This window comes from Pseudomonas crudilactis, from assembly GCF_013433315.1.
GTDB classification, from domain to species: Bacteria; Pseudomonadota; Gammaproteobacteria; order Pseudomonadales; family Pseudomonadaceae; genus Aquipseudomonas; species Aquipseudomonas crudilactis.
The window spans coordinates 122,968-145,581 of record NZ_WXVV01000013.1 but is presented as its reverse complement, the minus strand read 5'-3'; the positions used below and the strand labels follow the sequence as shown (position 1 = coordinate 145,581).

General features: G+C 61.0%; 20 protein-coding genes. 15 read left to right on the top strand and 5 right to left on the bottom strand.

Annotated features, from left to right (window positions below; all coding sequences use genetic code 11):
- Window positions 1-28: 28 nt before the first annotated feature.
- Entirely contained in the window at window positions 29-442 is a 414-nt protein-coding gene (locus tag GTU76_RS16370) for a DUF2269 family protein (RefSeq protein ID WP_016987423.1), read from the top strand.
- Between the two features lie 104 nt (window positions 443-546).
- Here the strand turns inward: GTU76_RS16370 and GTU76_RS16365 are convergent, their stop codons facing one another.
- A complete protein-coding gene (locus GTU76_RS16365; protein ID WP_016987422.1) occupies window positions 547-1,203 on the bottom strand; it encodes a histidinol-phosphatase in 657 nt (218 codons plus the stop codon).
- Between the two features lie 143 nt (window positions 1,204-1,346).
- On the opposite strand from GTU76_RS16365, the gene GTU76_RS16360 reads away from it, so the two are divergent.
- Together GTU76_RS16360 and ptsP are read left to right on the top strand one after the other, a co-directional pair.
- Window positions 1,347-1,826, top strand: coding sequence for an RNA pyrophosphohydrolase (locus GTU76_RS16360; protein WP_003229203.1), 480 nt, complete (start codon window positions 1,347-1,349; stop codon window positions 1,824-1,826).
- A 22-nt stretch (window positions 1,827-1,848) separates the two neighbouring features.
- Window positions 1,849-4,128: a phosphoenolpyruvate--protein phosphotransferase gene (ptsP, locus tag GTU76_RS16355; RefSeq protein ID WP_180699069.1), complete on the top strand. Its 2,280-nt coding sequence runs from the start codon at window positions 1,849-1,851 to the stop codon at window positions 4,126-4,128.
- 325 nt (window positions 4,129-4,453) lie between these two features.
- On the opposite strand, the gene GTU76_RS16350 is transcribed toward ptsP, so the two are convergent.
- Window positions 4,454-5,200 carry an NRDE family protein gene (locus GTU76_RS16350; RefSeq protein ID WP_180699068.1) on the bottom strand — a complete coding sequence of 249 codons (747 nt, stop codon included), beginning with the start codon at window positions 5,198-5,200 and terminating at the stop codon, window positions 4,454-4,456.
- A gap of 132 nt (window positions 5,201-5,332) precedes the next feature.
- On the opposite strand from GTU76_RS16350, the gene GTU76_RS16345 reads away from it, so the two are divergent.
- From GTU76_RS16345 to GTU76_RS16335, 3 genes are all read left to right on the top strand, one after another.
- A complete protein-coding gene (locus tag GTU76_RS16345; protein WP_122604460.1) occupies window positions 5,333-6,115 on the top strand; it encodes a sulfite exporter TauE/SafE family protein in 783 nt (260 codons plus the stop codon).
- A gap of 79 nt (window positions 6,116-6,194) precedes the next feature.
- On the top strand, window positions 6,195-7,010 hold the full coding sequence (gene lgt, locus GTU76_RS16340; RefSeq protein WP_095186949.1) for a prolipoprotein diacylglyceryl transferase: 816 nt from the start codon (window positions 6,195-6,197) through the stop codon (window positions 7,008-7,010).
- A gap of 50 nt (window positions 7,011-7,060) precedes the next feature.
- A complete protein-coding gene (locus tag GTU76_RS16335; protein ID WP_007913001.1) occupies window positions 7,061-8,032 on the top strand; it encodes a thymidylate synthase in 972 nt (323 codons plus the stop codon).
- Window positions 8,033-8,153: 121 nt separating this feature from the next.
- Here GTU76_RS16335 and cadR read toward each other — a convergent pair whose 3' ends face one another.
- Window positions 8,154-8,603: a Cd(II)/Pb(II)-responsive transcriptional regulator gene (gene cadR / locus GTU76_RS16330; protein WP_016983204.1), complete on the bottom strand. Its 450-nt coding sequence runs from the start codon at window positions 8,601-8,603 to the stop codon at window positions 8,154-8,156.
- Between the two features lie 84 nt (window positions 8,604-8,687).
- Here cadR and GTU76_RS16325 point away from each other — a divergent pair, with 84 nt between their 5' ends.
- The 8 genes from GTU76_RS16325 to GTU76_RS16290 all read left to right on the top strand — a co-directional run bounded on the left by GTU76_RS16325 (window position 8,688) and on the right by GTU76_RS16290 (window position 19,148).
- Window positions 8,688-10,997, top strand: a complete 2,310-nt coding sequence (locus tag GTU76_RS16325) for a heavy metal translocating P-type ATPase (RefSeq protein ID WP_180699067.1) — start codon at window positions 8,688-8,690, stop codon at window positions 10,995-10,997.
- Between the two features lie 13 nt (window positions 10,998-11,010).
- Complete coding sequence (locus GTU76_RS16320; RefSeq protein ID WP_180699066.1) at window positions 11,011-11,874, top strand: LysR substrate-binding domain-containing protein; 864 nt, start codon at window positions 11,011-11,013, stop codon at window positions 11,872-11,874.
- A 232-nt stretch (window positions 11,875-12,106) separates the two neighbouring features.
- The gene (locus GTU76_RS16315) at window positions 12,107-13,183 is read left to right on the top strand and encodes a putative 2-aminoethylphosphonate ABC transporter ATP-binding protein (protein ID WP_016983207.1); all 1,077 of its coding nucleotides are present in this window, start codon (window positions 12,107-12,109) and stop codon (window positions 13,181-13,183) included.
- The gene (locus tag GTU76_RS16310) at window positions 13,183-14,907 is read left to right on the top strand and encodes a putative 2-aminoethylphosphonate ABC transporter permease subunit (RefSeq protein ID WP_180699065.1); all 1,725 of its coding nucleotides are present in this window, start codon (window positions 13,183-13,185) and stop codon (window positions 14,905-14,907) included. The genes GTU76_RS16315 and GTU76_RS16310 overlap by 1 nt, the downstream gene beginning before the upstream one ends.
- A 26-nt stretch (window positions 14,908-14,933) precedes the next feature.
- On the top strand, window positions 14,934-15,959 hold the full coding sequence (locus GTU76_RS16305) for a putative 2-aminoethylphosphonate ABC transporter substrate-binding protein (protein ID WP_016983209.1): 1,026 nt from the start codon (window positions 14,934-14,936) through the stop codon (window positions 15,957-15,959).
- A gap of 119 nt (window positions 15,960-16,078) precedes the next feature.
- Window positions 16,079-17,212 carry a TIGR03364 family FAD-dependent oxidoreductase gene (locus GTU76_RS16300; RefSeq protein WP_180699064.1) on the top strand — a complete coding sequence of 378 codons (1,134 nt, stop codon included), beginning with the start codon at window positions 16,079-16,081 and terminating at the stop codon, window positions 17,210-17,212.
- The gene (locus tag GTU76_RS16295) at window positions 17,212-17,772 is read left to right on the top strand and encodes a phosphonate degradation HD-domain oxygenase (protein ID WP_180699063.1); all 561 of its coding nucleotides are present in this window, start codon (window positions 17,212-17,214) and stop codon (window positions 17,770-17,772) included. The genes GTU76_RS16300 and GTU76_RS16295 overlap by 1 nt, the downstream gene beginning before the upstream one ends.
- Window positions 17,773-18,002: 230 nt before the next feature.
- Entirely contained in the window at window positions 18,003-19,148 is a 1,146-nt protein-coding gene (locus GTU76_RS16290; RefSeq protein WP_102902214.1) for an integrase core domain-containing protein, read from the top strand.
- A gap of 67 nt (window positions 19,149-19,215) precedes the next feature.
- Here the strand turns inward: GTU76_RS16290 and GTU76_RS16285 are convergent, their stop codons facing one another.
- Both GTU76_RS16285 and GTU76_RS16280 read right to left on the bottom strand, forming a co-directional pair.
- Window positions 19,216-20,601 carry a GTPase/DUF3482 domain-containing protein gene (locus tag GTU76_RS16285; RefSeq protein WP_175555568.1) on the bottom strand — a complete coding sequence of 462 codons (1,386 nt, stop codon included), beginning with the start codon at window positions 20,599-20,601 and terminating at the stop codon, window positions 19,216-19,218.
- Entirely contained in the window at window positions 20,594-21,973 is a 1,380-nt protein-coding gene (locus GTU76_RS16280; RefSeq protein ID WP_180699062.1) for a DUF2868 domain-containing protein, read from the bottom strand. Before GTU76_RS16280 ends, GTU76_RS16285 begins: the two co-directional genes overlap by 8 nt.
- Before the next feature lie 85 nt (window positions 21,974-22,058).
- On the opposite strand from GTU76_RS16280, the gene GTU76_RS16275 reads away from it, so the two are divergent.
- Window positions 22,059-22,571: a dihydrofolate reductase gene (locus GTU76_RS16275; protein WP_016983213.1), complete on the top strand. Its 513-nt coding sequence runs from the start codon at window positions 22,059-22,061 to the stop codon at window positions 22,569-22,571.
- The last annotated feature ends 43 nt before the right edge of the window (window positions 22,572-22,614 follow it).

Here is a 22,614-nt window from a genome sequence, read left to right as displayed (position 1 = left end):
ATGGGCATGGCCCAAGGAAGAGAAATTCATGGAAACCCTGACCACCCTGAAAGTCCTTCACGTCGCGGCGACCGTGGTCATACTCGCGAGCGGGCTGGGGCTCGCCGCTCTGACCTGGCGTAATCGCAGCGAAGGGCCGGCCAGCACGATGCAGCGTCCCTGGCTGTTTATCTGGTGTTTGATGCTGATCGGTATGCTGAGCATGCCTTTCACCGGTTGGTGGTTGGTACACCTGATCGGCTGGCCACTGGGGCAGTTGTGGATTTTGGGGTCCAGCGTGATCTATGCCGTGGCCACGTTGAGTGCAGTGTGGTTGCTGGTGCGGCTTAATCGGCTGTGGACTCGCGGGGTAGGTAACCGGAAATTCACGCTGGCGCTGGCGATTGTCAGCGGCATCGGATTTCTCGCCATTGCGGCGTTGATGGGTGCCAAGCCTGTTTAAGGCTTGAGACCGAGTCGACCCCATTCGCGAGCAAGCTCGCTCCCACATTGGATCTGTGTCGTTCACAATACCTTGTGGGAGCGAGCCTGCTCGCGAAGGCATAATCAGCCGCGCAGCGAAATCACCGGCCAGCCTCGCTTCTCGGCTTCAGCGCGCAGATTCGGATCCGGATCGACAGCCACCGGATTCGCCACCTGCTCCAGCAACGGCAAATCATTCATCGAATCGCTATAAAAATAGCTGTCGTCCAGCGAATACCCGGTCTCTTCCAGCCAGCGATTCAGGCGCGTCACCTTGCCTTCACGGAAGCACGGAATATCAGTGCTGCGCCCGCTGTAACGGCCATCAACCATTTCGCACTCGGTAGCGATCAGGGTTTCAACGCCCAGTCGCACAGCAATCGGCGCCGTCACAAAACGGTTGGTCGCAGTGATGATCACTAGCTTATCGCCGGCATCGCGGTGCTTTTTCAGCAGTTCCAGCGCTTGCGGCAGCACGATCGGCTCGATGCAGTCGCGCATGTAATCGCTGTGCCATTGATCGAGCACGGCCATGTCGGTGCGGCCGAGGATCTCCAGACAGAAGTTCAGGTACGCGGCGTTATCCAGTTTGCCGGCCAGGTAATCCTGATAGAACTCGTCGTTGCGTGCTTTGTACGCAATCGGGTCGAGGAAGCCGCGTTCACACAGATAGTCGCCCCAAGCGTGATCGCTGTCGCCGCCCAGAAGGGTGTTGTCCAAATCGAAGAGTGCCAGGCGCATTGCAGTTACCCGCTGATAAGTCTGTAAAAAGGCGACAAGAATACGGTCTTTTCACAAGAGTGCACATAAGGTAGGAAGCTTCGTTGCCGCCTTATCAACCTTTGTGGAACAATGCGGCGACATGCGTTTGCGAGGTTGTGCCCGTGATCGACCCCGATGGTTTCCGCCCCAATGTCGGGATCATTCTGACGAATGACGCCGGCCAGGTGCTATGGGCTCGCCGTATCAATCAAGATGCCTGGCAGTTTCCGCAAGGGGGAATCAACCCTGAAGAGACGCCGGAAGACGCCTTGTACCGCGAGCTGAACGAAGAAGTTGGCCTGGAACGTGAAGATGTTGAAATACTGGCCTGTACTCGGGGCTGGTTGCGCTATCGTTTGCCGCAACGTCTGGTGCGTACGCACAGCCAACCGCTGTGCATCGGCCAGAAACAGAAATGGTTTCTCCTGCGCCTGATCTCCAACGAGCAGCGGGTGCGGATGGATTTGACCGGTAAACCGGAGTTCGATGGCTGGCGCTGGGTCAGCTATTGGTATCCGTTGGGCCAGGTGGTGACATTCAAGCGCGAGGTGTATCGCCGCGCCCTCAAAGAGCTTGCCCCGCGCCTTTTAGCGCGCGACTGACGACGGAGTTCGACCCCGAGCCATGCTCAATACGCTGCGCAAGATCGTCCAGGAAGTTAACTCCGCCAAGGATCTCAAGGCGGCGTTGGGGATTATTGTGTTGCGCGTCAAAGAGGCCATGGGCAGCCAGGTCTGCTCGGTCTACCTGCTTGATCCCGAGACCAACCGCTTCGTCCTGATGGCCACCGAGGGCTTGAACAAGCGCTCGATCGGCAAGGTCAGCATGGCACCCAACGAAGGTCTGGTCGGTCTGGTCGGCACGCGTGAAGAACCCCTGAACCTCGAAAACGCGTCTGTTCACCCGCGCTACCGCTACTTCGCCGAAACCGGTGAAGAGCGTTACGCCTCGTTCCTCGGTGCACCGATCATTCACCACCGCCGCGTCGTCGGCGTGTTGGTCATCCAGCAAAAAGAACGCCGCCAGTTCGACGAAGGTGAAGAAGCCTTCCTCGTGACCATGAGCGCGCAGCTCGCCGGGGTTATCGCCCACGCCGAGGCCACCGGATCGATCCGTGGTCTGGGCCGTCAGGGCAAAGGCATTCAGGAAGCCAAGTTCGTCGGCGTGCCGGGTTCGCCGGGTGCGGCGGTCGGTACGGCGGTGGTCATGCTGCCACCGGCCGATCTCGACGTGGTGCCGGACAAGACCATCACCGACATCGACGCTGAACTGGCGCTGTTCAAGACCGCCATCGAAGGCGTGCGTGCCGACATGCGCGCGTTGTCCGCCAAGCTCGCGACCCAGTTGCGCCCGGAAGAGCGCGCACTGTTCGACGTCTACCTGATGATGCTCGACGATGCCTCGCTGGGCAGCGAAATCACCACCGTGATCAAGACCGGCCAGTGGGCCCAGGGCGCGCTGCGGCAGGTGGTCACGGAGCACGTCAACCGTTTCGAACTGATGGACGACGCCTATCTGCGTGAGCGTGCCTCGGACGTCAAAGACCTTGGTCGCCGCCTGCTCGCTTACTTGCAGGAAGAGCGTCAGCAGAATCTGGTCTATCCGGAAAAAACCATTCTGGTCAGTGAAGAACTGACGCCGGCGATGCTCGGCGAGGTGCCGGAAGGCACGCTGGTCGGTCTGGTTTCGGTACTCGGTTCGGGCAACTCCCACGTGGCGATCCTTGCCCGGGCGATGGGTATTCCGACGGTGATGGGGCTGGTCGACCTGCCGTACGCCAAGGTCGACGGCATCGAAATGATCGTCGACGGCACTCGCGGCGAGGTCTACACCAACCCGAGCGAAGTGCTGCGCAAGCAGTTCGCCGAAGTCGTTGAAGAAGAGAAACAACTGGCGCTGGGCCTCGACACCCTGCGCGACCTGCCGTGCGTGACCCTCGATGGCCACCGCATGCCGCTGTGGGTCAACACCGGTCTGCTCGCCGACGTGGCGCGGGCGCAGAAGCGTGGCGCCGAAGGTGTCGGCCTGTACCGCACCGAAGTGCCGTTCATGATCAACCAGCGCTTCCCGAGCGAGAAGGAACAACTGGCGATCTACCGTGAGCAGCTCGCCGCGTTCCACCCGCAACCGGTGACCATGCGCAGCCTCGACATCGGCGGTGACAAGTCGCTGTCGTACTTCCCGATCAAGGAAGACAACCCGTTCCTCGGCTGGCGCGGCATTCGCGTCACCCTCGACCACCCGGAAATCTTCCTGGTGCAGACCCGCGCGATGCTCAAGGCCAGCGAAGGCCTGAACAACCTGCGGATTCTGCTGCCGATGATCTCCGGCACCCACGAACTCGAAGAAGCCCTGCACCTGATCCACCGGGCCTGGGGCGAAGTGCGCGACGAAGGCACCGACGTGCCGATGCCGCCGATCGGCGTGATGATCGAAATTCCGGCAGCGGTGTACCAGACCAAGGAACTGGCGCGGATGGTCGACTTCCTGTCGGTCGGTTCCAACGACTTGACCCAGTATCTGCTGGCGGTCGACCGTAACAACCCGCGTGTGGCCGACCTTTACGACTACCTGCACCCGGCGGTGCTGCAAGCTTTGCAGACCGTGGTTCGCGATGCCCATGCGGAAGGTAAACCGGTGAGTATCTGCGGCGAGATGGCCGGTGATCCAGCGGCGGCAGTGCTGTTGATGGCGATGGGTTTCGACAGTTTGTCGATGAACGCCACCAACTTGCCGAAGGTGAAGTGGATGTTGCGTCAGGTCAATCTGAGCAAGGCCAAGGAATTGCTGGCGGAGCTGATGACCATCGACAACCCGCAAGTGATCCACAGCTCGCTGCAATTGGCGCTGAAGAACCTTGGGTTGTCGAAGATGCATCCGCCGGCGGTGGTCAAGGCCCTCTGAAGATCAAAAGCCCCTCACCCTAACCCTCTCCCAAAGGGAGAGGGGACTGATTGGGGGATGCTGCAGAGGTACGCCGACCTGAAAGTGCTGTGTTGAATCCATAATCGACTCGATCTTTCAGGTCGGTGTACGACTCAAGACACCTCGGTCGGCCCCCTCTCCCAAAGGGAGAGGGGACTGATTGGGGGATGCTGCAGAGGTACGCCGACCTGAAAGTGCTGTGTTGAATCCATAATCGACTCGATCTTTCAGGTCGATGTACGGCTCAAGACACCTCGGTCGGCCCCCTCTCCCTTTGGGAGAGGGCTGGGGTGAGGGTCGGCTTTTACGCTTTTATCTCCACCTCGCCCAAATGCCCGCCATATGGCCCGAAACTCCGCTCGACCATCCGCCGAGTCCCATCCGCCTGAACGATCAACGCCGTACTCGCCCGCGTCCCGTAACTCTGACTGGCAATAAACACACTCGACAGCAATGTTTCAGTGGCCAGACCCACCCCGGTATCTGGCAATTCCGCTTCCGGCGCGGTCTGGGCATCGCTTAGCAAATCGAGCAAGTGCTGCGGTTGCGGATCATCCAGCACCGCACTCAACCCAGCCTTGGCCTTCAGCAACTTCGGCCACGGCGTATCCAGCCCGGCATTCGATAACCCGTAGACGCCCGATTCCAGCATCACCGGCTCCGACATCCGCGCATTGAAGTGCCACAGCTCATGACTATTGCCGAGCAGCAGATTAAACCCGGCATATTCCGCCGCACGCCCGACCACATCGCTCAAATAATCATCAATCGACGCGTCGTCCGTGAGAAACCGCGCCACCAACTCGCCCCGCGACTTGCGTGCCGGCGGCTGCTGCGGATCGCGAATATTGGTCAGCGCGGCAAAGCGCCCGTTGGCGCCGATCCCCAGCCAGGTGCCGCCGGCTTCAAGATCACGCCCCGCGTGCACATGCGGCGCCTCCGGCCATTGCGCCAAGGGCAGGCTCGGCCGGGCGTAAAACTCGTCACGGTTGGCCGCGACGATCAGCGGCTGGTCATGGCCCGGCCGCCAAGCGAAAACAATCAGGCACATAAGGTGGTCCTTGTGTGTTTTTTGCTCACTCTACGCATCCGGCGTCCGTGCATCCATCGCCAGTGGAGCCAAAGGGTGTGCATCCGTTACCATGCCGCTCCGGTTTTGCGGATGCGGTCTGGGGAGACGGTCATGGAATTTCTGCTCTATCTGGCGCTGGGCGCCTGTGCGGGCGTGCTGGCCGGGCTGTTTGGCGTTGGCGGCGGGATCATTATCGTGCCGGTGCTGGTGTTCAGTTTCACCCTGCAGGGCTTTGATCAGTCGATCCTCACCCATCTGGCGGTCGGGACGTCGCTGGCGACGATCATTTTCACCTCGGTCAACGCCGTGCGTGAGCATCATCGACGCGGCGCGGTGCGCTGGCCGATCTTCATGTGGATGGCCGTCGGCATTCTGCTCGGCGCCGGTTTCGGTGCCCTGACTGCAGAAGCGATCTCCGGCCCACACCTGCAAAAGATCATCGGCGTGTTCGCCTTGATCATCTCGGTGCAACTGGCGCTGGACATCAAACCCAAGGCCAGCCGAACGGTGCCGGGTAAGCTCGGTCTGACTGTGGCCGGCAGTGTGATCGGCTGGGCCTCGGCGATTTTTGGCGTCGGTGGCGGCTCGCTGACCGTGCCGTTCCTGACCTGGCGCAGTGTGCCGATGCAGCAAGCGGTGGCGACTTCGTCGGCCTGCGGGCTGCCAATCGCGCTGGTCAGTGCATTAAGTTTCATGATTCTGGGGTGGCACGATCCGTTGTTGCCACCGCATAGTCTCGGTTTTGTGTATTTGCCGGCGTTGTTGGGCATCGCCCTGACCAGCATGGTCTTCGCCCGCATCGGCGCGCGTTTGGCGCATCGGTTGTCGCCGCGCTTGCTGAAACGGCTGTTCGCCGCTTTGCTGTTCAGCGTGGGTGTGAGCTTCCTGCTTTAATCGCGTCGCAATCCTGGCTTAATCCTGTGGTGGCAGCGTCGCCCGGGAATTTTGGTTTCAACTCTAACGAGGAGTCGCAATGCTGCCTTACCCGCAGATCGATCCGGTGGCCCTGGCCATCGGTCCGCTGAAAATCCACTGGTACGGTCTCATGTACCTCGTCGGCATCGGCGGTGCGTGGCTGCTGGCGTCGCGCCGGCTCAACCGTTTCGACCCGACCTGGAGCAAGGAGAAGCTCTCCGATCTGATCTTCTGGCTATCGATGGGCGTGATCGTCGGCGGACGTCTGGGTTACGTGCTGTTCTACGATCTGAGCGCTTATCTGGCCAACCCGACGCTGATTTTCGAAGTGTGGAAGGGTGGCATGTCGTTCCACGGCGGGTTCATCGGCGTAATGCTGGCCGCATTGTGGTTTGGCAAGCGCAATGGCAAGTCGTTCTTCCAGTTGATGGACTTCGTCGCGCCAATGGTGCCGATCGGTCTGGGCGCCGGGCGTATCGGTAACTTCATCAACGCCGAACTGTGGGGCAAAGCCACCGACGTACCGTGGGCCATGGTTTTCCCGCCATTCAGTGATCCGGCGCAACTGCCGCGTCACCCGTCGCAGCTGTATCAGTTCGCGCTCGAAGGCGTGGCGCTGTTCCTGATCCTGTGGATTTTCTCGCGCAAGCCGCGTCCGACCATGGCCGTATCGGGCATGTTTGCGCTGTTCTACGGCATCTTCCGGTTCATCGTCGAGTTCGTTCGCGTGCCGGATGCGCAGCTGGGCTACTTGGCCTGGAACTGGCTGACCATGGGCCAGGTGCTCTGCGTGCCGATGATCGTCGGCGGGCTGTTCCTGATCTGGCTGGCCTATCGTCGCGCACCGGCAGCACCGCTCGCGCCGACGGCTTAAACTACGAACCCCGGCGCGCAACGCCGGGGCTCAAAGGACACAGGTAACTCATGAAGCAATATCTCGAACTGGTCTCGCACGTCATTCAGAACGGCACCAAACAAGCCAACCGCACCGGCATCAACACCATCAGCTTCCCGGGTGCGATGCTGCGTTTCGATCTGCAGGAAGGTTTTCCGGCGATCACCACGCGCAAAATGGCCTTCAAATCGGCCATCGGCGAGATGTGCGGTTTTCTCCGTGGTGTGAACAACGCCGCTGAATTCCGTGCGCTGGGCTGCAAGGTCTGGGACCAGAACGCCAACGAAAACGCGCAGTGGCTGGCCAACCCGTTCCGTCAGGGCGACGACGACCTCGGCGAAATCTACGGCGTGCAATGGCGCAAATGGCCGGCGTACAAGCAGATCCCGCTGAGCAACACCGCCGCCATCGAACAAACCCTGGCCAACGGCTACAAGCAGATCGCTCAGGGCGAAGAAGACGGCCAGGCCTACGTGGTGCTGTACAAAGCCATCGATCAGGTGCGCCAGTGCGTCGACACGATCATCAACGATCCGGGCAGCCGCCGTATTCTGTTCCACGGCTGGAACGTCGCCCAGTTGGATGAAATGGCCCTGCCGCCGTGCCATCTGCTGTACCAGTTCCACCCGAATGTCGAGACCAAAGAGATTTCTCTGACCCTCTACATCCGCTCAAACGATCTGGGTCTGGGCACGCCGTTCAACCTCACCGAAGGCGCCGCGCTGCTGAGCCTGATCGGTCGCCTGACCGGTTACACGCCGCGCTGGTTCACCTATTTCATCGGTGATGCACACGTCTACGAGAACCATCTGGACATGCTCAACGAACAGCTCAAGCGTGAGCCGTTCGCCATGCCGAAGCTGAAGATCTCGGATCGTGTGCCGGAGTTTGCCAAGACTGGCGTGTACCAGCCGGAATGGCTGGAGCTGGTCGAGCCGAGCGATTTCTCGCTGGAAGGCTACGAGCACCACGCGCCAATGACCGCGCCGATGGCGGTCTGACAAGCAATACGCAATACCACTGTGTAGGAGCTGCCGCAGGCTGCGATCTTTTGATCTTGCTGTTTATAAGATCAAAAGATCGCAGCCTGCGGCAGCTCCTACATTTGGTTTTGTGTTGGGCTCAATGGCCGTGGCTGCGGCCCACATGGGAATGCTCAACCTCCGTCGCGACAACCCCGCCACTCACTTCCAGCCGCTGCAAAATCCCGCATTGATCGGCCATCGGCCCTTCGCCACAGCGTTGGCGCAGGTCGAGCAGCTGTGTCTGCAACGCCAATAACCCATCAATCCGCGCCTTCACATGCTGAATGTGTTCGTCGATCAGCGTATTCACGCTTTCACACTGATCCTGCGGGCTGTCACGCATGGCCAGCAGGCTGCGGATTTCTTCGAGGGTCATGTCGAGGGTGCGGCAGTTGCGGATGAAGGTCAGGCGTTCGGCGTGGGCCTGGGTGTAGACGCGGTAGTTGCCGTCGCTGCGGGCCGGCTCTGGCAGGAGGTTTTCGCGCTCGTAGTAGCGGATGGTTTCCACGGCGCAGTCGGTGAGTTTGGCCAGTTCTCCGATCTTCATGACGACAATCTCCAAAAGGGTGCTTGACCCTATAGTGGCTACAGGGTCTTTACTTGGCAACAGGCACCTTCATGGACGCGACCAATGAGCGATTCCCAGCACACCCACAAGCCCGGCGACGGCCACGATCACAGTCATAAATTGCAGCCTGTGCATAAGCATGCCCATGGCGGCGATTCTTGCTGCGGGTCGAAAGTCGCAGCGCCGGCCCCGGTGCATGCGCACGAAGACTCCTGCTGCTCGTCGAACGCCGCCGCGCCTGCGTTGGTGCAACTGAGCGAAAAGACCAGCGCCGATGCGCGCCTGAGCAGTTTCCGCATCGAAGCGATGGACTGCCCGACCGAGCAGACGCTGATCCAGAACAAGCTCGGCAAACTCGCCGGCGTGCAGCAGCTGGAATTCAATCTGATCAACCGTGTGCTTGGCGTGACCCATAACCTGCCGGGCACCGAGCCGATCACCGAAGCAATCAAGTCCCTCGGCATGCACGCCGAGCCGCTGGAGGCGGGCGTCGAAGCGCCAGCCCCGGCCCCGGTGAAAAAACACTGGTGGCCGCTGGCGCTGTCCGGTGTCGGCGCGCTCGCCGCCGAAGTCATCCACTTCACCAACGCCGCGCCAACCTGGGTGGTGGCGATCATCGCGCTGGTGTCGATCCTCAGCGGTGGCCTGACTACCTATAAAAAGGGCTGGATCGCCCTGAAGAACCGCAACCTCAACATCAACGCACTGATGAGCATCGCCGTCACTGGCGCCATCCTCATCGGCCAGTGGCCGGAAGCGGCGATGGTGATGTTCCTGTTCACCGTCGCCGAGCTGATCGAAGCGCGCTCGCTGGACCGTGCGCGCAATGCGATCAGCGGTTTGATGCAGATGACGCCGGAGCAAGCCACGGTATTGCAGGCTGACGGCAGCTGGATTGAGCAGGACGTGAAAAGCGTCGAACTCGGCGCCCGCGTGCGGGTGAAGCCGGGCGAGCGCATTGCGCTGGACGGCGAAGTGGCCAGCGGCAGTTCGACCATCGATCAAGCGCCGATCACCGGTGAGAGCTTGCCGGTAGAGAAAACCGTCGGTGACAAAGTCTTCGCTGGCACCATCAATCAGGCCGGTTCGCTGGAATACGCGGTCACCGCAGCGGCGAACAACTCGACGTTGGCGCGCATTATTCACGCGGTCGAACAGGCTCAGGGCGCGCGCGCACCGACTCAGCGCTTCGTCGATCAGTTCTCGAAAATCTACACGCCCGTGGTGTTCGTCTTTGCCTTGGCCGTGGCGATCATTCCGCCGCTGTTCATGGGCGCTGTGTGGTTCGACTGGATCTACCGCGCGCTGGTGTTGCTGGTGGTCGCGTGCCCATGCGCACTGGTGATTTCCACTCCGGTGACCATCGTCAGCGGCCTTGCGGCAGCGGCGCGCAAAGGCATTCTGGTCAAGGGCGGCGTGTACCTGGAGGGCGGTTTCAAGCTCGATTATCTGGCGCTGGATAAAACCGGGACGATCACCCACGGCAAACCGGTGCAGACTGATTACCTGTCCCTCGATCCGACCGCCGATGCCACGGCCCCGGCCATCGCCGCTGCATTGGCCGGTCGTTCCGACCACCCGGTGTCGCTGGCCATCGCCAACGCTGCTGTGGATAAAAACTTCGCCACGCTGATTGTGGATAACTTCGAAGCGCTGGGCGGGCGTGGCGTCAAAGGTGAAATCAACGGTCAGACCTACCACTTGGGCAACCATCGACTGGTCGAAGAACTCGGCCTGTGCTCGCCAGCACTGGAAGAAAAACTCTTTGCGCTGGAGAAACAGGGCAAATCCGTGGTGCTGCTGCTCGACAGCTCTGGCCCGCTGGCACTGTTCGCCGTGGCCGACACGGTCAAGGAAACCAGCCGTGAAGCGATTCGCCAGTTGCACGAACTCGGGGTGAAAACCCTGATGCTCACCGGTGACAACGTGCACACCGCTCAGGCGATTGCCGCGCAGGTTGGCATCGACGAGGCCCGTGGCGACTTGCTGCCGACCGACAAACTGCAAGCCATCGAGGAGCTTTACGGTAAAGGTCATCGGGTCGGCATGGTCGGCGACGGCATCAACGACGCGCCGGCACTAGCCCGCGCCGAGATCGGTTTTGCCATGGCCGCTGCCGGCACCGATACCGCCATCGAAACCGCTGATGTCGCCCTGATGGACGACGATCTGCGCAAGATCCCGGCATTCATCAGCCTGTCGCGCAACACCGCAAGCATCCTGAAACAGAACATCGCGCTGGCCCTGGTGATCAAAGCGATCTTTCTTGCGGTAACCTTCGCCGGGCTCGCCACCATGTGGATGGCGGTGTTCGCCGACATGGGCGTGAGCCTGTTGGTGGTGTTCAACGGTTTGCGCCTGCTGCGCAAATAGATGAGGAAAGGTTGTGCTGAGTGCCGAGCTGAAAGCGTTTTACATGGTCGCCCGCCTGGGCAGCATCACGCTGGCGGCGAAAAAACTCGGCCTCAGCCAACCCACCGTGACCACGCAGATCCGCCATCTGGAAAGTCAGTATTCGGTGGAGCTGTTCTACCGTGGCGGCCGGCGCTTGAGCGTCAGTGACGAAGGCGCGCGGTTGCTGCCGATGGTCAAGACGCTGTTGCAGCAAGAGGCGGATATCGAGTTTTTCCTGCGCAACAGCGGTCAGGTGCAGGGCACGTTGCGCATCGCAGCGACCGCGCCGTATTACATCCTCGATCTGGTGAAGACCTTTCGCGAGCGTCTGCCGCAAGTGGAAGTGTCGGTGGAAATCGGTAATTCGCAGCAGGTGCTGGAAGCGCTGGAGGATTACCGCGTGGACATCGCCGCGTCGTCACAATTGCTTGATGACGCGCGGTTGATTCGTCGGGTGTTGGGCACGGATCCGCTGGTGCTGGCGGTGCATCGCAATCATCCGCTGGCTGTGCAGGAGCATGTGGCGTTGAGCGCGCTGGCCGGGCATACATTGTTGATGCGCGAGTCGGGTTCAACCACGCGGCGGTTGACCGAAGAGTTACTGGCGAGTGCTGGGGTGAGTTTCGGGCCGTTGCTGGAGATTGGCAGTCGTGAGTCGATCCGTGAGGCGGTGTTGCGCAATATCGGCATCAGCATCATTGCGCGCCAGGAAGTGCCGCATGACCCGCAGTTGCGCGTGCTGACGATCGAGAATGCGCCGCAGATTCCCGAGTATCTGTATTGCCTGAAAGAGAGAAAGGGCGCGCGGTTGCCGGCGGCGTTCCTCGGGTTGGCGCAGGAAATGTCCCCGGCCTGAGATTTTCAGTGCCTGCGCCGGCCTCTTCGCGAGCAAGCTCGCTCCCACATTGGAATGCGTTCCCCCTGTGGGAGCGAGCTTGCTCGCGAAGGCGTCGGTTCAAACAACCCAAGACCTGAATCTTCTGAACCAAAATCCCCGAATACCACTATCGCCAGTTTTTGCCTCACTGCCACATGACGGACGCATTACAACTCTAGGATTGGCCCCATCTGCTTGATGAGGTCTGTCCATGAATCCTGCCATCGCAACTGCCCTGACCAACCCCGGCGCACCCATGAAAGTGCGCGGCGTGCAGAAACGCTTCGGCGCTTTCACCGCGCTGGATAACGTCTCCCTCGACGTCGCCGCCGGTGAACTGGTGTGCCTGCTCGGCCCGTCGGGCTGCGGCAAGACCACGTTGCTGCGCTGCATCGCCGGTCTGGAGAAACAGGACAGCGGCGAGTTGTACCTTGGCGACCGCGACGTCTCGCACCTCGCCCCGCAGGCCCGCGACTACGGGATTCTGTTCCAGTCCTACGCGTTGTTTCCCAATCTGACCGTCGAAGCGAACATTGCCTACGGCCTCGCCGGCAGCGGTCGCGACGAAGTGCGCCGTCGTGTCGGCCAGATGCTCGAACTGGTCGGCCTCACCGGCAGCGAGAAAAAATACCCCGGCCAATTGTCCGGCGGCCAACAGCAACGTGTCGCGCTGGCCCGCGCTCTGGCGCCTGCACCATCTCTGCTATTGCTCGACGAACCGATGTCCGCCCTCGACGCCCGCGTCCGCGAGCATCTGTGCACCGAGCTGCGGCAACTGCAGCGCAACCTCGGCATCACCACCCTGATGGTCACGCACAATCAGGACGAAGCCATGTTGATGGCCGACCGCATCGCCGTGATGAATAACGGCCGCGTCGAGCAATACGCCACCCCGCAGGAAATCTATAACCGCCCGGCCACACCGTTCGTGGCCGAGTTTGTCGGCCAGGGCAACTGGCTGCCGTTCCAGCGCAGCAGCGACAGCCACGCGCAGGTCGGCGGAATGAACCTGCGCCTCAGCGATGGCAGCGTTCAGCGTGCTTCGGGTCGTTTGTTCTGCCGCCCGGAGGCGATCAACGTCAATCCGCCGGTGCACGAAGAAAACCTGTTCCCGGCCAAGGTTCGTGAAATCACCTTCCTCGGCAACCGCTGCCGCATGAGTTTCGAACTCGATCAACTGCCGGGCCACGCACTGCTCGCCGAACTCGCCCCGGAAGCCATGCCGCGCCTCGGCGCCCAGCAAATCATGGTCGCCTTGCCGCCGCGCAGCCTGCAGGTGTTTGCCTGATGAACAGCAACCTCGCGCTGCCGCTACCGCACAAGCAGGTGCGCCAGACTTCGAAAGCCGAGATCGGCGACCGCATTTTTGTCGTCGGTGGCAAAGTTCTCTTGCTGCTGTTGCTCGGCGTCGCGGTGTTGCTGCCGTTGTTGGCAATCTTCTGGCGCGGTTTCAGCAGTGAGGCCGGGCAGGGCGGTGGCTGGGTTGCGGCGAAGGAATTGGTGAGCAGCGAGAATTTTCACTGGTTGCTCGGCAACAGTCTGAAAGTTTCCCTCAGCGTCGCGGCCATCGTCGTACCGCTGGCCTATCTGTTTGCCTACGCGCTGCAACGCACGCTGATTCCGGCGAAAGGTATCTGGCGAGGCATTTCGTTGTTGCCGCTGATGGCACCGTCGATGCTGCCGGGCATTGCGCTGGTCTATCTGTTTGGCAACCAGGGCATGTTGCGCGGCCTGCTCTCGGACAACATCTACGGGTTCTGGGGGATTGTGCTGGGCGAGGTGATTTACACCTTCCCGCATGCGCTGATGATCTTGCTCTCGGCGCTGTCACTGGCCGATGCACGATTGTTCGATGCCGCGTCGAGCATGGGCGCCAGTCCGGCCAAGGCGTTTCGCAGCATCACTTGGCCGGCGACTCGCCAGGCTGTGTTCGCCGCGTTCTGTCTGGTGTTCACCCTGACCATCACCGATTTCGGGGTGCCGGTGGTGGTCGGTGGCGACTATCAAGTGCTGGCGCTGGAAGCCTACAAAGCCGTGGTCGGTCAGCAGCAATTCGGTCGCGGCGCGTTGATCGGCATGGTGCTGTTGCTGCCGGCGCTGTTCAGCTTCGGTGTCGATGCCTGGCTGCGCCGCCGTCACGGTGACTCCATGAGCGGTCGGGCGCAGGTGTTCAAACCGGCGCCGTCGAAGCTGCGCGATGGCTGCTATCTGACGATCGTCCTGTTGATCAGCGCGGCGTTGATTCTGGTGTTCGGCATGGCGGTGTTCTCCTCCTTGGTGAAATTCTGGCCGTACAACCTGTCGCTGTCGCTCAACCATTACCAGTTCAACGAAACCGCTGGCGGTGGCTGGCTGGCCTACAGCAACAGTCTGAAGATGGCCTTGGGTACGGCGTTGATCGGCAGCGTGCTGATTTTTACCGGCGCCTATCTGATGGAGAAAACCCGCAGCCAACGTGGCCTCAACCTGGCGTTGCGCATGCTCAGTTTCGTGCCGATGGCGGTGCCGGGGCTGGTGCTCGGTCTGGGTTACGTTTTCTTCTTCAACCTCACCGGTAACCCGCTGCATGTGCTGTACGGGACGATGACGCTGCTGATTGTCTGCACCATTGCGCACTACCTGACCACTGCACAAATGACCGCGACCACCGCGCTGCGCCAACTCGACGCCGAGTTCGAAGCCGCCGCGTTGTCGCTGAAGGCGCCGCTGTATCGGCACTACCTGCGCGTCACCGTGCCGATCTGCCTGCCGGCGCTGCTCGACATTGTGCGCTACCTGTTCGTCTCGGCGATGACCACCGTGTCGGCAGCGATCTTCCTCTACAGCCCCGACACCATCCTCGCGGCGGTGGCGGTGCTGAACATGGATGACGCCGGCAACGTCGGCGGCGCGGCGGCGATGTCGACTCTGATTCTGTTCACCTCGGCGGGCGTGTCCTTGCTGCTGGCGTGGGCTTCGCGCGGCTTGCTGCGCCGTTCCCAAGCCTGGCGGCAAACCGCGCCCGGTCACTGATTCAACTCACCTACAGGAAAACGATCATGTTCAAGCCTATGGCCCTGGCCGCTGCTGTGCTCGCTACTTTCAGCCTGAATGCCTTCGCGGCAAAAACCGAGTTGACGGTGTACACCGCCCTCGAAGCCGAGCAACTGAAGTCCTACAAAGAAGCCTTTGAAAAGGCCAACCCGGACGTCGAGATCAAATGGGTGCGTGATTCCACCGGGATCATCACCGCCAAACTGCTCGCCGAAAAAGCCCGCCCGCAGGCTGACGCGGTGTGGGGCCTCGCGGCATCGAGCCTGGCGATCCTCGACCAGCAAGGCATGCTGCAAAGCTACGCGCCGAAGGATCTCGGCAAGATCGGCGCGAATTACCGCGATGCTGCCAACCCGCCAGCCTGGGTCGGTATGGACGTGTGGGCCGCAACGATTTGCTTCAACACCGTCGAAGCCGAGAAGCAGGGCCTGACTAAACCGGTGAGCTGGCAGGATCTGACCAAGCCTGAGTACAAGGGCAAGATCGTCATGCCGAACCCGGCGTCGTCCGGCACCGGTTTTCTCGACGTCAGCGCTTGGCTGCAAACCTTCGGCGAGAAGCAGGGTTGGGCGTACATGGACGGTCTGCACCAGAACATCGGCCAATACGTTCACTCCGGTTCCAAGCCTTGCAAACTGGCGGCGGCGGGGGAATTCCCGATCGGCATTTCTTTCGAGTATCCAGCCGTACAACTGAAGCGTCAGGGCGCGCCACTGGACATCATCCTGCCGAAGGAAGGTCTGGGCTGGGAGATCGAAGCGACCGCTGTGATCAAAGGCACGCCGCATGAAGAGGCGGCGAAGAAACTCGCCGACTTCTCCGCCAGCGCTGAGGCGATGGATCTGTACAAGGAGAACTTCGCTGTTCTTGCGCAACCGGGTATCGCCAAGCCGCAGACCGAATTGCCGGCGGATTATGAGCAGCGTTTGATCAAGAACGACTTTGCCTGGGCCTCGAAGAATCGTGACGAGATTCTGACCGAGTGGCGCAAGCGTTATGACGGCAAGTCCGAGAAAGTGGTTGCCAAGTAAGATTTTTATCGACTGACAGGGCCTCATCGCGAGCAGGCTCACTCCTACAGGGGAACGCATTCCAACTGTAGGAGTGAGCCTGCTCGCGATTGCGGTCTTTCATTCAGGACATCATCCAGATGACACAACACAAAGACCTGCTCATCGTCGGCGCCGGCATCCTTGGCCTGTCCCACGCCTACGCCGCCGCCAAACGCGGCCTCAAGGTCGCCGTTTTCGAACGCACCGCCACGCCCCTCGGCGCCTCGGTGCGCAACTTCGGCCAGGCCCTGGTCACCGGCCAACCGCCGGGCCCAATGCTCGAACTGGCCAAGGCCAGCCGCGAGATATGGGGTGACTGGGCACAACTCGCCGGGCTGCAAATCAAACGCAACGGCTCCTACTTGTTTGCCCGCACCGAAGCCGAAGAACATCTGCTCGAAGCCTTCTGCAACGGTCGCGCCGTGGAACACGGTTACAACATCCAGTTGCTGCGCGGCGCTGCCTTGCGCGATCTGTATCACGGCCAGTTCAGCCATCACCGCGCCGCGTTGCACGGCATGGACGATCAACAGCTGTATTCGCGCGAAGCGATTCCGGCTCTGATCGATTACCTGCGCCGCGACCTCGGCGTCGAGTTCCACTTCTCCACCCTGGTACGCGACGTCGAGCCGGGACATCTGCACAGCACCGCCGGCAGTTTTACCGCGAAGCAGATCATCGTCTGCTCCGGCCACGACTATCAGACCCTGCTGGCCGAACCGATCGCCGCGCTCGACCCGCAAATCTGCCGCCTGCAAATGCTCCGCGCCAAACCGCAGATCGATCTCAATCTGCAACACGCCTTGCTCACCGGCCTGAGCTGCGTGCACTACGGCGCCTTCGCCGATCTGCCGGAAGCGGCGGCGGTGCAGGCGCAGATCCTGCGTGAACAACCGCACCTGCACGACAACGGTATCCACCTGCTGATCAGCCCGACGCCGTACGGCGAACTGATCATCGGCGACTCGCACCATTACGGCAGCGACCCTTCACCGTTCAACGCCGAGCAGGTCGATAACTGGATGCTCGAACTGGCCGAGCAGACGCTGGGCTGCAAGGTGCAAGTGGTCGAGCGCTGGCAGGGCGTCTATGGTTCCCGGGGGCCGGGGCCGTTTTCGTTCCTGCACCCGGCACCCGGTTTGAGTGTGGCGCTGATGCACACCGGCGTCGGCATGAGCGTTGGCCCGGCAATGGCTGAACGCAACGTTGCGCAGTTGCTGGAGGAAATTTGATGACAGGTCACGAGCAAACCGTCGCCAAGGTATTCGCGCTGTATGAACGCTTTGGCACCCACGATTACATCGGCGAACCGGTGTCGCAGATCGAGCACATGTCCCAGGCTGCCGAACTCGCGATCGCCGAAGGTTTTGATGATGAAGTGGTGCTCGCGGCGTTCTTTCATGACATCGGCCATTTGTGTGCCGAGGGCGCGGAAAACATGGGCGGGTATGGTGTGGTCAGCCATGAACGGCTGGGTGCGGATTATTTGCGTGAGGCCGGTTTCAGCGAGCGTATGGCGCGGTTGGTGGAATATCACGTGCAGGCCAAGCGGTATCTGACATTGCGTGAGCCTGGGTATTTCGAGCGGTTAAGTGAGGCGAGTCAGCGGACGTTGGCGTATCAGGGTGGGGTGATGACGGAGGCTGAGGCGGATGTGTTTGAGCGTGATCCGTTGTGTGCGGTGAGTTTGCGCATGCGGCAGTGGGATGAGTTGGCCAAGGAGACGGCGGTGCCGGTTATTGATCTGGCGGTGCTCAAGCGCAAGGCTGAGGTTTTGTTGGCGGCTGAGTGATTGTCACCCTCACCCCAGCCCTCTCCCGGAGGGAGAGGGGGCCGATTTTCATGCCTTTCAAACCTGAGTTCGACTGGATATCTCAGGTCGACGTATGACGGAAGAACAACACGGTCAGCTCCCTCTCCCTCTGGGAGAGGGCTGGGGTGGGTAAAGACCGGGTACATCCTTTACGTTTGAGACCGGGGACATGGTTTACAGGTATCAATCATGGTCAGGAGGTGCTGACCATGCCCTGGAATCAAGAGTCCCCAATGGATCAACGAGTGAAGTTAGTCAGCGACTGGCTTGGCGGCAGTTACACCAAGAGCCAATTAAGCCGGCGCTATGGTGTCAGCCGTCCAACCATCGACAAGTGGCTGGAACGATACGCAGCGTTGGGCGTAGATGGCTTGAAAGAGCAATCGCGCAAGCCGTTGAACTGTCCTCATCAAACGCCCGACGAAATTATTGCCACGCTGCTGGCCAAGAAAAACGAACATCCCGATCGGGGACCCAAGCAGATCATTGGTCGCCTGCGCGATTCCGATCCGCATATCCAATGGCCGGCGGCGAGTACCGCCGGGGAGTGGTTGAAGAAAGCTGGTTTGGTGGTGGCGCGACGGCCCTATCCCCCGCGTCCCCGTGCTCCAACACATTTGCGTCCGGTCGACGCGCCCAACCAGACTTGGTGTGCTGATTACAAAGGGCAGTTCAAAATGCAGGACGGTAATTGGTGCTATCCGCTGACCATTACCGATCAGATGAGCCGCTTTTTATTCGTCTGTCGCGCTTTGCCCAGTACGCACGGAGCGCCGACGCGGGAAGGCTTCGAGTGGGCTTTTCGAGAATATGGGCTGCCGGATGTAATCCGCACTGACAATGGCGCTCCTTTCGCATCGACAGGTCTAGCGCGACTTTCGAAGTTATCGGTTTGGTTCATCAGGCTTGGAATCCATGTCGAAACGATTACGCCTGGCCGTCCCGACCAAAATGGTCGACATGAACGGATGCATCGAACGCTAAAGGCAGCAGTGCCACCGGCGGAAAACCTGGTGCGCCAGCAGTTGGCTTTTCAGGAATTCATCCAAGACTTCAACCACCACCGACCGCACACCGCGCTGGGCATGAAACCGCCGGCATCTGTCTATAGCCCGTCGACACGCGCTTATCCCGGTTACTTGCCTGCGCTTGAATACGGTTCCGATGTTGAAGTACGCAAGGTTCGGTCAAATGGGGAAATTAAATGGAAAGGACAGCTGATTTTTCTAGGAGAGGCTCTGATTGGAGAGGACATCGCGCTGAAGGAAGTGGCTGATGACGCTTGGGAACTGTACCTTTGCAGCCACTGTTTAGGCAGGCTTGAAAGCGGCGCCAAACGCGTTTCAAGCCTGTAAAGGTGTAAACGATGTCCCCGGTCTAATTTGTAAAGGATGTACCGGTCTCTACAGTGAGGGTCGGCGTCTACAGCTCAAGCACCTTCCCCACCAACGCCTCAATCTGCTCCTGCCTTTCCCCCTGATTCAACTTCGCCTGCGGATTCAACGACGACCACTGCGGATGCGCCCGCGCCTTGTTCAGCGCTTCAGGCAACTTGCCCTCACGCCAGGTTTTGTCCTGTGGCGTCGCCACCTGAACCGCATCCATCGCCGCATGCCCACGCTGATCCAGCGCCACCACCAACTGCCGCTGGCGCAACGCCAACAACCGCAACACACCATCATCCACCGTCAACTCACGCTGCCCTTTGATCTTGCCCAGCAACCGGCTGCCATAGCTGCGCGCCGTTTGTAGCGCACCACCGGCAATCGCCCCCGCCAACGCCGCAGCGCCGAGGGTAATCCCGCCAACCAGCAAATCCACACCAGCCCCCGCCGCCGCACCGGCAGCAATGCCGCCGCCCACACGCACGCCGAGTTGTTTCAAGGTTTCCGGGTTGAACAGGTCATCGCCCCAACGCCCGTCCAGCAACGGTAAATCACTCGCCGCCGCATCCTGTGGACGAAACGCATACAGCTTGAGCAATGCCTCAACACACTTCTGCTCGCGCTGGCGCACGGCCTTGCGCAGTTCGCTGATGGCTTGCTGTTCCTGCTCGGCTTCGCTGACCACACTGCGCCGACAAGCCGCACAGTCGATCAACAATTCAGCAATCAATCGCGCCGCACTTTGCTGGCGGGCGAGGCGCTGAGCCTGTTGATCAGCAATCAAGCGTTCCAGTTGCGGACGAGCGTTTTCCAGCAGCAGCGCCAGACTTTCATACAGCCGCCGCTCGCCATCTTCCGGCGGCGCCACACTGTCGAAACGCACCAGTGCATGCAGCCCAAGCCGTGCCAACGCCTCACGCCAATCCGGCTCGCGATGGTTGGCACTGCTGACGAAATTCAGCACCGGCAGCAGCGGTTTGCCGCAACTGGCGAGCACTTCCAGTTCGTCGCGGTACTTGGCCAGCACCGGTTCGCGGGCATCGATCACATACAAACCGGCGTCGGAGGCGAGCAGTTGCCGCAGCACTTTCGCCTCCTGCTCGAAACGCTGGCGCGCCTCGCTGCCGTCGAGAAACCGCGCCAGCCTTGCCGGGCCATCGAGGCGTTCGCCGGGGCGTTCCAGACGCTCGAGAAAGTCGAGCAGGGCGATGGCGTCTTCCAGCCCAGGTGTGTCGTAGAGATCGAGCAACGGCTCGCCATCCACCGACAACCGCGCACCCTCGACATGCCGCGTGGTGCTCGGGCGATGCGAGACTTCGCCGAAGCCGACATCGCGGGTCAGCGTGCGCAGCAGCGAGGTCTTGCCGACGTTGGTATGGCCGACCACTGCGAGTTTCAGCGGCGCTTTCCAGGCATCAGTCATGGCCAGTCTCCAGCCAGTTCAACGGCGCGCAATCGGCGAACTTCAGATCAAGCTGTTGCAGCGCAACGTGCCAGTCTCCGAGGCGCTCGGCATCCAGTGCTTCACCGGGCGGCGCTTGCAGCAGCCAGACGCGGGTTTCGCCCGCGCTGCGCGCCAGTTCGGCGATCAAGGCGAGGCTGCCGCGGTCCGGTGAACGCCGTGGGTCGCAGGCAATTGCCAGCCGTGCCGGCGGGAAGCGACTGAGTTGTTCGAGAAGTTTGTGCCGTGATTCGCGACTGTCGAGGATGCCGGCGTTGCTGACGTTTTTCGGCAGCGCTGGCGGCCATGGACGTTGTTCGTCGAGTTCGATGGCCACCAGCAATGCGCCTTCGCTGGCGAGTTCGCCGACGCTGCTTTCGACGCGATGCAACTGCGCAGGCTCCGGGTCGTTGACGCCAAGGCGTTCGCTGGTCGGCATCAAGCGTTCGCGCAGTTGCGCGTAGCCGGGCAGGTTCAGTTCCAGACGCAAGCGATCACGTCCACGCTTCCAGCGCCAACGGCAGAACAGCATCAGCAGCAGACGGGGGAGCACGCCATAGATCAGCACCGCGCCGACCAGCCATATTGCCCACATCTGGCGAACCAGGACACGGTTGTAGTCGGTGTCCAGCGTCACGCGAATCATGTCCACGCTCGGCGCACTCCAGCCCAGCGCATGGGGAATGACCGTCAACGCATCAGTCAGTGCCGCGAAGAAATCTGCGCCCAGCAGCGTGCTTTCCCAGATGAAGTCATATTGCCGAGTGGCCATCATCAATATCAGCATGCTTAGCGCGCTGAACATGATCAGCAGCCACAGGCCATTGACCAGCGTGCCAATTGCCCAGCGATTGAGTTTGTGACGTTGCAGCAAGACCAGCAACGCGGGGGGCAACTGCGCGGCTTTGGCGTCCCGGGCAAATTTCTCGCTAAGCCACAGCCACAACCTGCCAAGCGCTGCCGCATGTTCGCCAGCGAATAGCAGGCCGAATGCCCAGCTCAGCAGCAGGATCAGATTGACCCCGAGCAACGTGCCCAGCGCCCAGAAAATGTTCACCGCTCGCGTACCGTCGCCGAGCGCAGAAAATGCCATGCCAGCCCCGGTGACGCAGGCCAGCACCACCATCAATAGCAGTGCCAGGCGCGCGCCTTGCAGCCAGTGTTTGAGGGCGGCCGTCAGCCCGTCACGCTCGGCCAGCCAGAGCGCCCGGCGCTGAATGCGGCTTGGCAGATCGCCGCCGGCGGTGCGGGCCAGGCGATTGGCTTCCAGATCTTCCAAGGGGCCTGCGTGTTCTTCGCGCAGGCGCACGGTCTCGGTGAGCCAGAGGTTTTGCAGTGGAGTCAGTTCAGTCACGCGGCATCCCGTCGCTCAATTGAGCGCTGAGCATAACCGCTGTGGCGCTTATCGGGGTAAGCGCGGCTCTGGTATCCTCGCCGGCATGACTAAATCACTCCCCCTCAGCCTGATCGCAGCCCTCGGTGAAAACCGCGTGATCGGCGTCGACAACAGCATGCCCTGGCACCTGCCGGGGGACTTCAAATACTTCAAGGCCACCACCTTGGGCAAGCCGATCATCATGGGTCGCAAGACCTGGGATTCGCTCGGTCGGCCATTGCCGGGGCGCTTGAATATCGTGGTCAGCCGTCAGGCCGATCTGGTGCTGGAAGGTGCGGAAGTTTATCCGTCGCTGGAAGCTGCCGTGGTTCGCGCTGAGGAATGGGCGAAAGAGCAGGGCGTTGATGAGCTGATGCTGATTGGCGGCGCGCAGTTGTACGCGCAAGGGCTGGCGCAGGCGGATCGTCTGTATCTGACGCGCGTGGCGTTGAGCCCGGAGGGTGATGCGTGGTTTCCGGAGTTTGATTTGCACCAGTGGAAGCTGGTTTCCAACGTTGAAAACCCGGCGGTTGAAGATAAGCCGGCGTACAACTTCGAAGTCTGGGAAAAAGCCTAAAAAGCATCGCGAGCAGGCTCACTCCTACAGGGAAACGCATTCC

What these genes read in the sequence shown, in the direction of transcription:
- GTU76_RS16290 (WP_102902214.1), top strand. Translation starts at nt 18,003, where the DNA reads ATGCCCTGGAATCAAGAGTCCCCAATGGATCAACGAGTGAAGTTAGTC.
- ptsP (WP_180699069.1), top strand. Translation starts at nt 1,849, where the DNA reads ATGCTCAATACGCTGCGCAAGATCGTCCAGGAAGTTAACTCCGCCAAG.
- GTU76_RS16350 (WP_180699068.1), bottom strand. Translation starts at nt 5,200, where the DNA reads ATGTGCCTGATTGTTTTCGCTTGGCGGCCGGGCCATGACCAGCCGCTG.
- GTU76_RS16370 (WP_016987423.1), top strand. Translation starts at nt 29, where the DNA reads ATGGAAACCCTGACCACCCTGAAAGTCCTTCACGTCGCGGCGACCGTG.
- GTU76_RS16285 (WP_175555568.1), bottom strand. Translation starts at nt 20,601, where the DNA reads ATGACTGATGCCTGGAAAGCGCCGCTGAAACTCGCAGTGGTCGGCCAT.
- GTU76_RS16310 (WP_180699065.1), top strand. Translation starts at nt 13,183, where the DNA reads ATGAACAGCAACCTCGCGCTGCCGCTACCGCACAAGCAGGTGCGCCAG.
- GTU76_RS16305 (WP_016983209.1), top strand. Translation starts at nt 14,934, where the DNA reads ATGTTCAAGCCTATGGCCCTGGCCGCTGCTGTGCTCGCTACTTTCAGC.
- cadR (WP_016983204.1), bottom strand. Translation starts at nt 8,603, where the DNA reads ATGAAGATCGGAGAACTGGCCAAACTCACCGACTGCGCCGTGGAAACC.
- GTU76_RS16300 (WP_180699064.1), top strand. Translation starts at nt 16,079, where the DNA reads ATGACACAACACAAAGACCTGCTCATCGTCGGCGCCGGCATCCTTGGC.
- GTU76_RS16315 (WP_016983207.1), top strand. Translation starts at nt 12,107, where the DNA reads ATGAATCCTGCCATCGCAACTGCCCTGACCAACCCCGGCGCACCCATG.
- lgt (WP_095186949.1), top strand. Translation starts at nt 6,195, where the DNA reads ATGCTGCCTTACCCGCAGATCGATCCGGTGGCCCTGGCCATCGGTCCG.
- GTU76_RS16345 (WP_122604460.1), top strand. Translation starts at nt 5,333, where the DNA reads ATGGAATTTCTGCTCTATCTGGCGCTGGGCGCCTGTGCGGGCGTGCTG.
- GTU76_RS16335 (WP_007913001.1), top strand. Translation starts at nt 7,061, where the DNA reads ATGAAGCAATATCTCGAACTGGTCTCGCACGTCATTCAGAACGGCACC.
- GTU76_RS16365 (WP_016987422.1), bottom strand. Translation starts at nt 1,203, where the DNA reads ATGCGCCTGGCACTCTTCGATTTGGACAACACCCTTCTGGGCGGCGAC.
- GTU76_RS16295 (WP_180699063.1), top strand. Translation starts at nt 17,212, where the DNA reads ATGACAGGTCACGAGCAAACCGTCGCCAAGGTATTCGCGCTGTATGAA.
- GTU76_RS16275 (WP_016983213.1), top strand. Translation starts at nt 22,059, where the DNA reads ATGACTAAATCACTCCCCCTCAGCCTGATCGCAGCCCTCGGTGAAAAC.
- GTU76_RS16325 (WP_180699067.1), top strand. Translation starts at nt 8,688, where the DNA reads ATGAGCGATTCCCAGCACACCCACAAGCCCGGCGACGGCCACGATCAC.